The 16,516-nt window shown below is 68.4% G+C and carries 1 protein-coding gene (running past both ends of the window); it reads right to left on the bottom strand.

This entire window lies inside a single protein-coding gene on the bottom strand: locus tag AS97_RS46845, encoding a type I polyketide synthase. The 33,465-nt coding sequence extends 16,893 nt beyond the window's left edge and 56 nt beyond its right edge, so the window shows coding positions 57-16,572, spanning codon 19 (partial) through codon 5,524 (complete); the first complete codon in reading order (the gene reads right to left) occupies window positions 16,513-16,515. Both codon boundaries (start and stop) fall beyond the window edges.

The raw sequence follows: 16,516 nt of genomic DNA on the forward strand, positions 1-16,516 counted from the left end.
CGGATGCTCCAGCCCGATCACGCGGCCCAGCCCCCAGACCGCCGACGCGTACGGATCCACCACATCCCCGTCCGCCACGGAGACCGCACCCCGGGTCACACACCACAACGGCGCGTCGATCCCAGCGGCCAAGAGGTTCTGCAGCAGCGACACCGTCGCCTCGACCGACAGCAGCGACACCACACCCGCGACCGCCACATCGCCCGGCTCCACCGCCGTCACGACCCGGACCTCGGCCCCGGACGACCGCAGCGCGACGGCCACATCGGCACCGTCAGCGCCGTGCTCGACCACAACGAGCCAGGTCCCCGTCAGCACCTGCCCGGATGGCACACCCGTGACCGGCGTCCAGCCAAGCCGATACCGCCAGCCGTCCACCACCGACTCTTCCCGCCGCGCCCGCCGCCAGGACGCCAAGGCAGGCAGCGCGGCACTCAACGGCTGCTCAGCATCGACCCCCAGAACCTCCGCATCCCCACGCTCGACCGCGTCCCAGAACGCCGCGTCAACGGCACTGGTCACGGGCTCAACCACCGCCGGCTCCAGCCAGAACCGCTCACGCTGGAACGCATACGTCGGCAAATCAACACGCCGAGCCCCCGGAAACACCGCCGCCCAACCGATCTCGATGCCCCGGACATACAGCCCGCCCAAGGCCTCCATGACCGCGATCGGCTCCGGACGCCCCGGACGCAGTACGGGCAGACCATCACCATCAGCCAAAGCGGTCAACGTGCCATCGGGACCCAGCTCCAGGAAGGTACTGACGCCCAGCCCACGGAGTGTGTCGAGCCCGTCGGCGAACCGCACGGTCTCCCGCACATGACGCACCCAGTACTCCGGGGAGCACACCTCCTCGCCCGCCACCACACCCGACACATTCGACACCACCGGCACACTCGGGGCCCGGAACTCCACCCCCCGCAGCACCTCGCCGAACTCCGCCAGCATCCCGTCCATACGCGACGAATGAAACGCATGACTCACCCGCAACCACCTCGTCCGCACCCCCCGACCAGCCAACACACCCGCAACCTCGGCCACCTCATCCGCATCCCCCGAAATCACCACCGACTCGGGACCATTCACCGCCGCAACAGCCACACCACCGGTCAGCAGCGGCCGCACCTCACCCTCCGACACCGCCACAGAAACCATCGCCCCACCCGACGGCAGCGCCTGCATCAAACGACCCCGAGCAGCCACCACCCGAGCCGCATCCTCCAACGACCACACACCCGCCACACACGCCGCAGCCAACTCACCAATGGAATGACCCAGCAGATAATCCGGCTTCACACCCCAGGACGACACCAACGCAAACAACGACACCTCAAGCGCGAACAAACCCGCCTGCGTATACGCCGTCTCCCCCATCAGATCCGCATCATCACCCCACACCACCTCACCCAAAGGCCGCTCCAAATACCGATCCAGCTCCCCACACACCTCATCCCACGCCACAGCAAACACCGGATACGCCTCATACAACCCACGCCCCATCCCCAACCGCTGCGAACCCTGACCCGCAAACACCACACCCAACCCACCACCCACTGCAGCCCCCACAACCACCGAACCCAACCCACCCAACAACTCATCACGATCCACACCCACCACCACCGCCCGATGCGACAACGCAGAACGAGCAGCCACCAACGACCACCCCACGTCAGCCAGATCCCATTCGGGGCTATCTGCCACAGACGCGCGCAACCGCTCCACCTGAGCCCGCACCGCCGCCTCGCTCTGACCGGACACCACCCACGGCACAGCAGGCAGCCCCACACGCTCGCCCCCAGCCGCCTCCACCACCACAGGCCCCTGCTCCACGATCACATGCGCATTCGTCCCACTCACCCCGAACGACGACACACCCGCCCGACGCGGCCGATCCACATCCGGCCACACCACCTCCTCAGTCAGCAACTCCACCCCACCAGCCGACCAATCCACATGCGGCGACGGCTCATCCACATGCAACGTCCGCGGCAACACCCCGTTACGCAGGGCCAGAACCATCTTGATGAGTCCGGCGACACCCGCGGCCGCCTGGGTGTGTCCGATGTTGGACTTCACCGAGCCCAGCCACAGCGGCCGCTCACGATCACGACCCTGACCGTAGGTGGCCAACAACGCCTGCGCCTCGATCGGATCACCCAGCGTGGTGCCCGTACCGTGCGCCTCGACCGCGTCGACCTCCGACGCCGAAAGTCCGGCGCTCGCCAGCGCCTGCCGGATCACCCGCTGCTGCGACGGACCATTCGGCGCCGTCAACCCATTCGACGCACCATCCTGATTCACCGCCGAACCCCGCACCACCGCCAACACCCGATGCCCGTTGCGCTCAGCATCGGACAACCGCTCCACCACCAGCATCCCCACACCCTCGGAGAAACCGGTGCCGTCCGCCGCCCCGGCGAACGCCTTGCACCGACCGTCCGCGGCGAGGCCGCGCTGACGGGAGAACTCCACAAACAGACTCGGCGTCGCCATCACCGTGACACCGCCCGCAAGCGCCAGCGAACACTCACCGTTCCGCAGCGCCTGCACCGCCAGATGCAACGCCACCAGCGACGACGAACACGCCGTATCCACCGTCAGTGCCGGTCCCTCGAGGCCCAGGACATAGGCGATCCGGCCGGACATTACCGACGCCGAATTACCCGTTCCGACATGGCCTTCGAATTCCTGTGGCTGATCTCCGCCCAAAAGGCTGACATAGTCCTGGCCGTTGGTACCAGCGAACACTCCCGTCGTGCTGCCCCGCAGCGACCGGGGATCGATCCCCGCCCGCTCGAACGCCTCCCACGACGCCTCCAGCAGCAACCGCTGCTGCGGATCCATCGCGGTCGCCTCACGGGGGGAGATACCGAAGAACCCGGCGTCGAACGCGGTCGCGTCATGTACGAAGCCACCCGTCCGCGTGTACGAGGTCCCCGGGTGACCGGGGTCGCTGTGGAAGAGCCCGGACAGATCCCAGCCACGGTCCGCGGGGAAGGCCGACATCGCGTCCCCGCCCTCGGTGAGAAGGCGCCACAGGTCCTCCGGCGAACTCACCCCGCCGGGGAAGCGGCAGCTCATTCCGACGATCACGATCGGATCGTCGTCCACGAGGGACCCACTCGGCTTGGTGCGCAGGGGCTCGGCGCCCAGGGGCTCTGCGGCCGTCCCCAGCAGTTCGGAGGACGCGTATTCCGCCAGGGCGAGCGGGGTCGGGTAGTCGAAAACGGCAGTGGCCGGCAGCCGCAGACCGGTCGCGGCACCCAGTCGGTTGCGGAATTCGACCGCTGTCACGGAGTCGAAGCCGAGTTCCTTGAAAGCGCGATGGGACGGCACGCTCTCCGGGTCGGTATGCCCGAGCACCACCGCGACGTTGCGGCGCACCATGTCGAGCAGCAGTCGCCGCTGCTCGGCCCCGTCGAGCCCGGCCAAACGCTCGCCGAGTCCGGACCGGTCAACACCCGTCTTCTCGACGGCGGAAGCGGCCCCCGCGTCGACGAGTCGCCGTACTTCCGGAAGGTCGGCGAGCAGGGGGCTGGGCCTGGTCGCGGTGAAGGCGGCGTAGTGGCGTTCCCACTCGATGTCGGCGACGGTGACCACCGTGTCGCCCTGCTCAATGGCCGTACGGAGAGCGGCCACCGCCAGTTCGGGGGAGAGTGCCGGAACGCCATGCCGCCGGGCCACCTCCCCGGCTTCGCTCTCCCCCATACCGCCACCGGCCCACAGGCCCCAGGCCACGGAGGTCGCCACCAGGCCCTCGGCCCTGCGGCACTCGGCCAGCGCGTCGAGGAAGGCGTTGCCCGGTGCGTAGTTGCCCTGCCCTGGTGTACCGACGGTCCCGGACAAGGAGGAGAAGAGCACGAACGCGGACAGTTCCATGTCGCGGGTCAGCTCATGCAGATGCATCGCACCGTCGGCCTTGACGCGCAGTACCCGGTGCAGTTGCTCGGTGGTCAGGGACTCGACCGTCGCATCATCCAGCAGGGCGGCCGTGTGCACCACAGCCGTCAGCGGACCTACCTCGGCTATCAACGCGGCCAGTTGGGCACGGTCGGCCACATCGCACTCGGCCACCGTCACCGCCGCTCCGGCCACCTCCAGGTCCGCGACGAGCTCGGACGCCCCGGGCGCGGCCGTGCCGCGCCGGCTCGTCAGCACGAGGTGCTCCGCGCCCTGCTGCGCCAGCCACCGCGCGATATGGCCGCCCAGTGCCCCGGTCCCTCCGGTGACCAGTACGGTCCCGCTCGGATTCCAGGACGGCAAGTCCGTCCGCAACGCGGGGGCATGGGCGAGCCTGCGCCCGAAGGTCCCCACCGCCCGGAGCGCGACCTGGTCCTCGCCCGAAGCACCTGACAGAACCCTTGCCAGCTGTGCGCATGCCCTCGCGTTCACGCCGGTCGGCAGGTCGATCAGACCACCCCAGCGCAGTGGCTGCTCGAGCGCGATCACTCGGCCGACGCCCCACACCAGCGCCGATGCCGGTGCGGGCTCGACGAGGGTGTCCCCGGGCCCGGTCGACACGGCTCCTTGGGTCAAGCTCCACAGCGGGGCCTCCACACCCGCGTCGCCCAAAGCCTGAGCCAACAGCACCGTCATCGCGAAACCGACGGGTACGGAGTCGAAGTGCGGGTGCGGCCGCTGGTCCAGGGCGACCAGCGACACCACGCCCCCGACATTCGTCACGCTGCTCGTGCCGGTCGCGCTGCTCCGGCCGGTCGCGCTGCTCGAAGTGGTCATGCTCGTCAGCTGGGCGGACAGCACAGCACGATCCATGTGTCGCTCGTCCACCGGACACACCACTGGCTCGGCCCCGTGCTGAGCGAGGGCCTCGCAGACGCCGGAGACCCACTCGTGCTGAGCGTCCGCCTGGGAAACCACAACCAGCCAAGAGCCCGACAACATCGCGGCCTGGTCGTCGGCGAGCGGCTTCCAGTTGACCTGGTACCGAACCGCCTCCACCGCGGACCTCTCGTGCCGTCGGCGACGCCAGGCCGACAAGGCGGGCAGCAGGCCACCCAGCGACGCGTCATCGACCTGGAGAACGGTCGCCAGCGATACGGCGTCTTCGCGCTCGATGGCTGCCCAGAACTCGCTGTCCGCGCTGGTGTCCCCGTCTCGGACCACGTCCGCGGCAGTGGGCTCGACCCAGAAGCGCTCCCGCTGGAATGGGTAGGTCGGCAAGTCGACATGCCGGGCGCCGGTCCCTCCGAACGCCTGCCGCCAGTCTGCCGTCACCCCTCGTACCGACAGTTCGGACAGCGCGGTGAGGAAGGAGACCAGGCCGCCGTCGTCGCGGCGCAGCGATCCGGTGGTGATGATGGGGGTGTCGGTGGCGTCGGCGGTGTCCTGGATGCCGATGGTCAGCACCGGATGCGGACTGGCCTCCACGAACACCGTGTGACCGAGCTCCAGCAGCCCCTCGATCGTGGACCGGAACTCCACGGTCTCGCGAAGGTTCCGGTACCAGTACCCGGCATCCAGCTCCGCGGTATCCATCAGCCGCCCGGTCACCGTCGAATAGAACGGCACCCGCCCACTACACGGCTCCACCCCCGCCAGAGCCTCCGCCAGCTCCCCCCGGACCTCCTCCACCTGCACCGAATGCGACGCGTAATCCACCGGAATCCGCTTCGCCTCCGGGAACTCCACCAACACCGCATCCAGCACCTCAACCGACCCGGACACCACCGTCGACACCGGACCATTCACCGCCGCCACCGACAACCCGGGACGGTCACGAAGCCAGTCCGCGGACACCGGAACGGACACCATCCCACCCCGACCCGACAAAGCCAGCAACGCCTTACTCCGCAACACCACCACCCGCGCACCATCCTCCAGCGACAAACCACCCGCCACACACGCCGCCGCGATCTCACCCTGCGAATGCCCCACCACCGCCGACGGCACCACACCAAACGAACCCCACAACTCCGCCAACGACACCATCACCGCCCACAACACCGGCTGCACCACATCCACCCGACCCAACGCCACCTCATCACCCAACACATCCCACAACGACCACTCCACCAACGAAGCCAACGCATCCGCACACTCACCCAACCGCCCCGCGAACACCGGCGAGGACTCCGCCAACTCCAACGCCATCCCCACCCACTGCGACCCCTGACCCGGGAAGACGAACACCACTCCGGTGGGCGATCCGGCCTCGCCGGTCACCACTCCTCGGTCGGGAGTACCGTTCGCCACCGCGTCCAGACCACGCAACAGCTCAGCGCGGTCGGCCCCCACGACCACCGCACGGTGAGACAGCATCGCTCGGGTCGATGCCAGCGACCAGCCGACATCGACCGGCTGTACGCCACCATCGGTGCTCACAAAGGACCGAAGCCTGGCGGCATGGGCTCGCAACCCCGCCTCGCTCCGTGCCGACAGCACCCACGGAACGGCTGAGGGTTCGGTCGTCCGCACCGTCTCGGGTTCGGCCGCCGCGGATGCCTGTTCGAGGATGACATGCGCATTGGTGCCACTTACGCCGAACGAGGAGACCCCGGCCCGTCGCGGCACTCCCCTCTGAGGCCAGAGGGATGGTTCCGTGAGCAGTGCGATCCGTCCGGCCGTCCAGTCCACGTGGGGAGTGGGCTCGTCGATGTGGAGGCTCTGTGGCAGCACACCGTGGCGCATCGCCATCACCATCTTGATCACACCGGCCACACCCGCCGCCGCCTGCGTATGACCGATATTCGACTTCACCGAACCCAACCACAGCGGCCGCTCCGGATCCCGGCCCTGACCGTACGTGGCCAACAACGCCTGCGCCTCGATCGGATCACCCAGCGTCGTCCCCGTACCGTGCGCCTCCACCGCATCCACATCCGCCGCCGACAAACGGGCATTCGCCAGCGCCTGCCGGATCACCCGCTGCTGCGACGGACCATTCGGCGCCGTCAACCCATTCGACGCACCGTCTTGGTTGACGGCGGAACCACGCATGACGGCCAGCACCCGGTGGCCGTTCCGCTCGGCATCGGACAGCCGCTCCAGCAAGAGGATGCCCACACCTTCGCCCCAGCCGGTACCGTCCGCCGCCGCCGCGAACGCCTTGCACCGGCCATCGGAAGCCAACGCCCCCTGGCGGGAGAACTCGGCGAACGCGGTGGACGTGGCCATCACCGTCGCGCCGCCCGCGAGCGCCATACCGCATTCGCCTGCGCGCAGCGCCTGCGCGGCCAGGTGCATGGCGACCAGCGACGACGAACACGCCGTGTCCACGGTGACGGCCGGGCCCTCGAGCCCGAAGGTGTAGGACAGCCGACCGGACGCCACGCTCGCCGCGCTACCGGTGGCCAGATGGCCGTCCGCACGCTGTGGCGCGTTACCGACGAGGGCCGCGTAATCCTGACCGTTGGTGCCGACGAACACTCCGGTGGAGCTCCCTCGCAGCGCGTCCACGGCGATCCCGGCCCGCTCGAAGACCTCCCAGGCGACCTCCAGCAACAGCCGCTGCTGCGGATCCATCGCGACGGCCTCACGCGGCGAGATCCCGAAGAAGGCGGGATCGAAGTCGGCAGCCGTGTAGAGGAAACCACCCGCCCCGACGCAGGCGCCATCGGCTTCACCGACCAGATCCCAGCCCCGATCCAGCGGAAAGGCGGATATGGCGTCCGTTCCCGATTCCAGGAGTCGCCACAGCTCTTCGGGCGAGTCGACCCCACCAGGAAACCGGCAGCTCATGCCGATGATCGCAATCGGGTCGTCATCCACCGGAGCCGTGGCGACCGTAGCCGAGAGCGCTGCCGATCCCACCCCTAGCAGCTGCTCCCGCAGGTGGCCGGCGAGGAGTTCCGGCGTGGGGTAGTCGAACACGACCGAGGCAGGTGTCTGTACGCCTGTGGCCGCCATGAGTCGATTGCGGAGTTCGATCGCGGTCAGAGAGTCGAAACCGGCTGACTGGAATGTGGCCGCGGGGTCGATTGCCGCCGGGGTGGCATGCCCCAGAACGGCGGCCACCTGCCCACGTACGAGCTCAAGGACCGCCCGTTCCTTCTCGACCGGGGGGAGGCCCTGCAGTCGGTCGACGAACTCGTCCGCCACGAGCGCGCGGCGAGCGGCGCCACCCAGCAAATCACCAAGCAGCGGGTTGGGCCGCGCCCCGGCGAACCGCGAGCCGAAGTGCTCCCAATCGATGTCCGCGATCAGCAGTGCGGTCTCGTCGTCGTCCAAAGCTCCCTGAAGGGCGGCCAGTGCCAGTGGTGGCGCCATGGCCCGTGCGTGCCCGGCCCCCATGCCGCTGCCGGCCCAGGCACCCCAGGCCACCGATGTGGCTACCAGCCCCTCCGCCCGACGCCGCCAAGCCATCCCGTCCAACACCGCATTGGCCGCCGCATAACTCCCCTGACCCGCATTGCCCACGGTTCCCGCGGCCGAGGAGAACAATACGAAGGCGTCGAGGACGGTGTCCTGGGTCAACTCGTGAAGATGGCGTGCGCCGTCGGCCTTGACCCGCATGACCTCGCGGATCCGCTCCGGGGTCAGCGATTCGAGCACACCGTCGTCGAGGACACCCGCCGCATGCACCACCGTACGCAGATCCGGAATCGTCCCCAGGAGAGCCGCAAGCGCCTCACGATCAGCGACATCGCACGCCACCACACGCACTCGATCCCCCAGCTCGGCCACCAACTCCGCAACGCCCGGAGCCTCGGCCCCCCGCCGACCCGCCAGCACGACCCGCTCCACACCGCTACCCGCCAACCAACGCGCCACATGGCGACCCAACGCCCCCGTACCACCCGTCACCAGCGCAGCACCACGACCACGCCACGCGGCCGACACCGCAACGGTCCGCTCCGCCCGTACCAGACGGGCGGCCCACGTCCCGACGGCACGGATCGCGACCTGATCCTCACCCGTCCCACCGGCGAGGACAGCGGCCAATACCTCCCCCGCCCGATCGTCCATGACCGCCGGCAGATCGATCAGCCCGCCCCAACGATCCGGATGCTCCAGACCCATCACACGGCCGAGACCCCAGACTCCAGCCAGGTCAGGCTCCACCACATCCCCATCGACCGCCGCGACCGCCCCCCGGGTGACACACCACAACGGCGCATCGACCCCGGCCACCAAGAGGCTCTGCAGCAGCGACACCGTCGCCTCGACCGACAGCAACGACACCACACCCGCGACCCCCACATCCCCCGGCTCCACCGCCCTCACGACCCGGACATCCGCACCGGCCGACCGCAACGCGACAGCCACCTCGGCACCGTCAGCGCCCACCACCAACCACGTGCCACGCAGACTCGGCTGCTCAGGAACTTCCCCGATCGGGGACCAGTCGAGGCGGTACCGCCACGATTCGACCAGCGACCTCTCCTGGCGACGGTGGCGCCATGCCGCCAGGGCGGGCAGAGCCGCGCTGAGCGGCTGCTCGGCGTCGACACCGAACGAACCGAAATCCTCACGCTCGACCGCGTCCCAGAACGCCGCATCCACGGCGCTGGTCACGGGCTGGACCGGTGACGGCTCCAGCCAGAACCGCTCACGCTGGAACGCATACGTCGGCAACTCAACCTGCCGAGCCCCCGGAAACACCGCCCGCCAATCCACCTCCACACCCCGGACGAACAGTCCGCCCAAAGCCTCCATGGCAGCGGTCGGCTCCGGACGGCTCGGACGCAGCACCGGCACACCATCGCCACCGGCCAGAGCGGTCAACGTGCCATCGGGACCCAACTCCAGGAAGGAACCGACACCCAGCCCACGAAGCGTCTCCAGCCCGTCAGCGAACCGCACCGTCTCCCGCACATGACGCACCCAATAATCCGGCGAACACAGCTCCTCGCCCGCCACCACACCCGACACATTCGACACCACCGGCACACTCGGGGCCCGGAACTCCACCCCCCGCAGCACCTCGCCGAACTCCGCCAGCATCCCGTCCATACGCGACGAATGAAACGCATGACTCACCCGCAACCACCGCGTCCGCACCCCCCGACCGATGAACACCTCCTCGACGGCACGTACCGCCTCCTCATCACCGGAGATGACGGTCGCCGCCGGGCCGTTGATCGTCGCCACGCTCACCCGGCCCTCGTAACCGGCCAGATGCGGAAGCACCTCGGCCGCAGCGGCCTGGAGAGAGACCATCGCCCCACCCGACGGCAGCGCCTGCATCAAACGACCCCGAGCAGCCACCACCCGAGCCGCATCCTCCAACGACCACACACCCGCCACACACGCCGCAGCCAACTCACCAATGGAATGACCCAGCAGATAATCCGGCTTCACACCCCACGAGACGACCAACCGATACAACGACACCTCAAGCGCGAACAAACCCGCCTGCGTATACGCCGTCCCACCGAGCAACCCAGCATCATCACCCCACACCACCTCACCCAAAGGCCGCTCCAGATACCGATCCAGCTCCCCACACACCTCATCCCACGCCGCAGCAAACACCGGATACGCCTCATACAACCCACGCCCCATCCCCAACCGCTGCGAACCCTGACCCGCAAACACCACACCCAACCCACCACCGACCGGAACTCCCACAACCACCGAACCCAACCCACCCAACAACTCATCACGATCCACACCCACCACCACCGCACGATGCGACAACGCAGAACGAGCAGCCACCAACGACCACCCCACATCCACCACATCCAGCCCAGCATCCCCGGCCACAAACCCACGCAACCGCTCCGCCTGTGCCCGCACCGCCGCCTCACCCACACCCGACACCACCCACGGCACAGCAGGCAGCCCCACACGCTCGCCCCCAGCCGCCTCCACCACCACAGGCGCCTGCTCCACGATCACATGGGCATTCGTCCCGCTCACCCCGAACGCCGACACACCCGCCCGACGCGGCCGGTCGACATCCGGCCACGCCACCTGCTCGGTCAGCAGCTCCACTGCACCGGCCGACCAGTCCACATGGGTCGACGGTTCGTCCAGGTGCAGAGTCCGGGGCAGCACGCCGTGGCGCATCGCCATCACCATCTTGATCACACCGGCCACACCCGCCGCCGCCTGCGTATGACCAATATTCGACTTCACCGAACCCAGCCACAGCGGCCGCTCCCGATCCCGGTCCTGACCGTAGGTGGCCAACAACGCCTGCGCCTCGATCGGATCACCCAGCGTCGTCCCCGTACCGTGCGCCTCCACCGCGTCGACCTCCGACGCCGAAAGTCCGGCGCTCGCCAACGCCTGCCGGATCACCCGCTGCTGCGACGGACCATTCGGCGCCGTCAACCCATTCGACGCACCATCCTGATTCACCGCCGAACCCCGCACCACCGCCAACACCCGATGCCCGTTGCGCTCAGCATCGGACAACCGCTCCACCACCAGCATCCCCACACCCTCCGACCAACCCGTCCCATCCGCACCAGCGGCAAAGGACTTGCACCGGCCATCGGCAGCGAGCCCGCGCTGACGCGAGAACTCCACGAAAGCAGTGGGGGTCGCCATCACCGTCACGCCACCCGCAAGCGCCAGTGAACACTCACCGTTCCGCAGCGCCTGCACCGCCAGATGCAATGCCACCAGCGACGACGAACACGCCGTATCCACCGTCACCGCCGGACCCTCAAGCCCGAGCGTGTACGACACCCGACCCGAAATCACGCTGCCCGAACTGCCGGTGAGGAAGTAGCCTTCCGATGCGTCGGCAGCGCCGTAGCCCTGCGGGGAGGCTCCCACGAACACTCCCGTCCGACTGCCCCGGACCGAGGCGACCGGCACACCCGCCCGTTCTAACGCCTCCCATGCCGCGTGCAGCAGCAGCCGCTGCTGCGGGTCCATCGCCAGCGCCTCACGCGGCGAGATACCGAAGAGGCCGGGATCGAACTCGCCCGCGTCGTGGACGAATCCGCCGACACGCGCATACGACGTGTCCGACTCCCCCGCAGCCGCGTCGAAGAGGCCGGTCAGATCCCATCCACGGTCCGCCGGGAAGGCCGTGATGGCGTCGCCGTCGGAATCGACGAGCCGCCACAAGTCCTCGGGAGATTCGACATCCCCGGGGAAGCGGCAGCTCATGCCGACAATGACGATGGGGTCGTCGTCATCCGGTGCGACCACCTGCAGCGGCGGCACACTCTCCCGCGGCTCGCCGAGCAATTCCACGTTCAGATATTCGGCCAGAGCCACGGGAGTCGGATAGTCGAAGATCATCGTGGCGGGCGGTCGGATGCCGGTGGCTGTGGCAATTCGATCGCGCAGCTCCACCGCGGTCAACGAGTCAAAGCCGATTTCCTGGAACGTCCTGCCGGGGTCGATCGCCTCAGGGCCCGGGTGCCCCAGCACCGTCGCGGCAGAAACACGCACCAGCTCGATGGCCGCGCGCATACGCTCGCCCTCGGACAGGGTGTGGAGACGGGCCGCGAATTCGCCCGCGCCAGTCCCCAAGTCGACGGTGTCGGCTATCAGCTCGCTCAGCAGGGGACTCGGACGCAGCGCCGTGAACCTCGCCCCGAACCGCTCCCAGTCCACATCCGCCACCACAAGCGCCGTCTCGCCATCACACAACGCCCGCCGCAACGCCACCACCGCCGACCCCGGCGCCATCCCCGACACACCACGCTCAACCAGGAACTCCTCACCCCCAACAGCCATACCACCGCCATCCCACATACCCCACGCCACCGCAGTCGCCACCAACCCCACACCACGACGCCGCCACGCCAACCCATCCAAAAACGCATTCGCCGCCGCATACGCCGACTGACGACCGCTCCCCCACACCCCCGCAACCGACGAGAACAGAACAAAAGCATCCAAGGACATGTGGCGCGTCAGCTCATCCAGGTGGATGGCGCCCATGACCTTCGGCCGCATGCCGGCCTCAAGGTCCTCTGCGGTCAGATCGCTCAACGGGCCCCAGCTCGGGACTCCCGCAGCATGGACGACCACGCGCAGATCCGGGATCGCCCCGAGCAGTTCCGCAACCGCATCCCGATCGGCCACATCACACACCACGGTGCGGGCCGACACACCCATGGCCGATAGTTCGGCGACCAGTTCCCGAGCTCCGGGAGCGTCCGAGCCTCGCCGACTCGTCAGCACGATCTCTGCCACGCCGGTACCTGCGAGCCATCGGGCGACATGGCTCCCCAGGGCTCCCGTTCCACCGGTGATCAGCGCGGTCCCCGACGTTTCCCAGGCGGCGGACTGCCCCCGACCCGACGTCGTCACACGGCTCAGACGACAGCCGAAGACCTCGTTGCCCCGGATCGCTGTGTGATCCTCACGCGTGGCGCCTGAAAGCACCGAGCACAACAGACCGGAGGTCCGATCGTCCCATGAGGTGGGCAGGTCGATCAGCCCGCCCCAACGATCCGGATGCTCCAGCCCGATCACGCGGCCCAGCCCCCAGACCGCCGACGCGTACGGATCCACCACATCCCCGTCCGCCACAGAGACCGCACCCCGGGTCACACACCACAACGGCGCATCGACCCGAGCCACCCCGAGTGCCTGCACCAGCGACACCGTCGCCTCGACCGACAGCAGCGACACCACACCCGCGACCGGGCCCACGTCCAGCTCCTCGACCGTGACAACGCGCACCTCGGCTCCGGCGGCACGCAGCGCGGTGACAACGTCCGTCTCCGCTCCGTCGGGCTCGATCACCACCAACCACAGCCCAGAGAGTTGCGCAGGGGGACCCGCAACCGGGGTCCAGGTCACCCGATACCGCCAGCCGTCGACCACCGACTCTTCCCGCCGCGCCCGCCGCCAGGACGCCAAGGCAGGCAGCGCGGCACTCAACGGCTGCTCAGCATCGACCCCCAGAACCTCCGCATCCCCACGCTCGACCGCGTCCCAGAACGCCGCGTCAACGGCACTGGTCACGGGCTCAACCACCGCCGACTCCAGCCAGAACCGCTCACGCTGGAACGCATACGTCGGCAACTCAACCTGCCGAGCCCCCGGAAACACCGCCGCCCAATCCACCTCCACACCCCGGACGTACAGCCCGCCCAGAGCGGCCATCGCGGTAAGGGGCTCCGGGCGATCCGGACGCAGTACGGGCAGACCATCACCATCAGCCAGAGCGGTCAACGTGCCGTCCGGTCCCAGCTCCAGGAAGGAACCGACACCCAGCCCACGAAGCGTCTCCAGCCCATCGGCAAAGCGCACCGTCTCCCGCACATGACGCACCCAGTACTCCGGGGAGCACACCTCCTCGCCCGCCACCACACCGGATACGTTCGACACCACCGACACACTCGGGGCCCGGAACTCCACCCCCCGCAGCACCTCACCGAACTCCGCCAGCATCCCGTCCATACGCGACGAATGAAACGCATGACTCACCCGCAACCACCGCGTCCGCACCCCCCGACCAGCCAACACACCCGCAACCTCGGCCACCTCATCCGCATCCCCCGAAAGCACCACCGACTCGGGACCATTCACCGCCGCAACAGCCACACCGCCGGTCAGCAGCGGCCGCACCTCACCCTCAGACACCGCCACAGAAACCATCGCCCCACCCGACGGCAGCGCCTGCATCAAACGACCCCGAGCAGCCACCACCCGCGCCGCATCCTCCAACGACCACACACCCGCCACACACGCCGCAGCCAACTCACCAATGGAATGACCCAGCAGATAATCCGGCTTCACCCCCCACGAGACGACCAGCCGATACAACGACACCTCAAGCGCGAACAAACCCGCCTGCGTATACGCCGTCCCACCGAGCAACCCAGCATCATCACCCCACACCACCTCACCCAAAGGCCGCTCCAAATACCGATCCAGCTCCCCACACACCTCATCCCACGCCCCGGCAAACACCGGATACGCCTCATACAACCCACGCCCCATCCCCAACCGCTGCGAACCCTGACCCGCAAACACCACACCCAACCCACCACCCACTGCAGCCCCCACAACCACCGAACCCAACCCACCCAACAACTCATCACGATCCACACCCACCACCACCGCACGATGCGACAACGCAGAACGAGCAGCCACCAACGACCACCCCACATCCACCACATCCAGCCCAGCATCACCCGTCACAAACCCACGCAACCGCTCCGCCTGCGCCCGCACCGCCGCCTCACCCACACCCGACACCACCCACGGCACAGCAGGCAGCCCCACACGCTCGCCCCCAGCCGCCTCCACCACCACAGGCCCCTGCTCCACGATCACATGCGCATTCGTCCCACTCACCCCGAACGCCGACACACCCGCCCGACGCGGCCGATCCACATCCGGCCACACCACCTCCTCAGTCAGCAACTCCACCCCACCAGCCGACCAATCCACATGCGGCGACGGCTCATCCACATGCAACGTCCGCGGCAACACCCCATACCGCAACGCCATCACCATCTTGATCACACCGGCCACACCCGCCGCCGCCTGCGTATGACCGATATTCGACTTCACCGAACCCAACCACAACGGCCGACCCGGATCCCGATCCTGGCCATACGTGGCCAACAACGCCTGCGCCTCGATCGGATCACCCAACGCCGTACCCGTACCGTGCGCCTCCACCGCATCCACATCCACCGCCGACAAACGGGCATTCGCCAACGCCTGCCGGATCACCCGCTGCTGCGACGGACCATTCGGCGCCGTCAACCCATTCGACGCACCATCCTGATTCACCGCCGAACCCCGCACCACCGCCAACACCCGATGCCCAAGACGCTCAGCATCGGACAACCGCTCCACCACCAGCATCCCCACACCCTCACCCCAGCCGGTGCCGTCCGCCGCCGCCGCGAACGCCTTGCACCGCCCATCGGCGGCCAGGCCGCGCTGACGGGAGAACTGGACAAAGGTGCCGGGTGTCGCCATCACCGTGACGCCACCCGCAAGCGCTAGCGAACACTCACCGTTCCGCAGCGCCTGCACCGCCAAATGCAAGGCCACCAGCGACGACGAACACGCCGTATCCACCGTCACCGCCGGACCTTCGAGCCCCAGCGTGTACGACACCCGGCCGGACGCGACGCTCGCCGCGCTGCCGATTCCGACGTATCCCTCGAGCTCGTCCGGAACGGCCGACAGCCGCGATACATAGTCGGAGGACATCAGTCCGGCGAACACCCCGGTCCGGCTGCCCTTCAGGGAGTCGGTCGGAATGCCCGCCCGCTCCAGAGCCTCCCAGGATGCCTCCAGCAGCAGCCGCTGCTGCGGATCCATCGCCAGCGCCTCACGTGGCGAGATCCCGAAGAGGCCGGGGTCGAAGTGGCCGGCGTCGGGGAGGAACGCGCCCTCTCGGGCGTACGACCGGCCGGCACGATCCGGATCCGGGTCGTACAGGCCGTCCAGGTCCCAGCCACGGTCGGTGGGGAAGCCGGAGACCGCGTCCACCGCCGACTCCGTCAGCCGCCACAGGTCTTCCGGCGAGCTGACTCCACCCGGAAAACGACAGCTCATGCCAACGATCGCGATCGGCTCGCGGCTCTTGGCCTCGACATCCGCCAGGCGCTGACGCGTCTGGCGCAGATCGGCGGTGAGCTTCTTGAGGTACTCGAGTACCTTTTCGTCG

The organism is Streptomyces sp. AgN23 (genome assembly GCF_001598115.1).
In the GTDB taxonomy this organism is placed as follows: domain Bacteria; phylum Actinomycetota; class Actinomycetes; order Streptomycetales; family Streptomycetaceae; genus Streptomyces; species Streptomyces antimycoticus.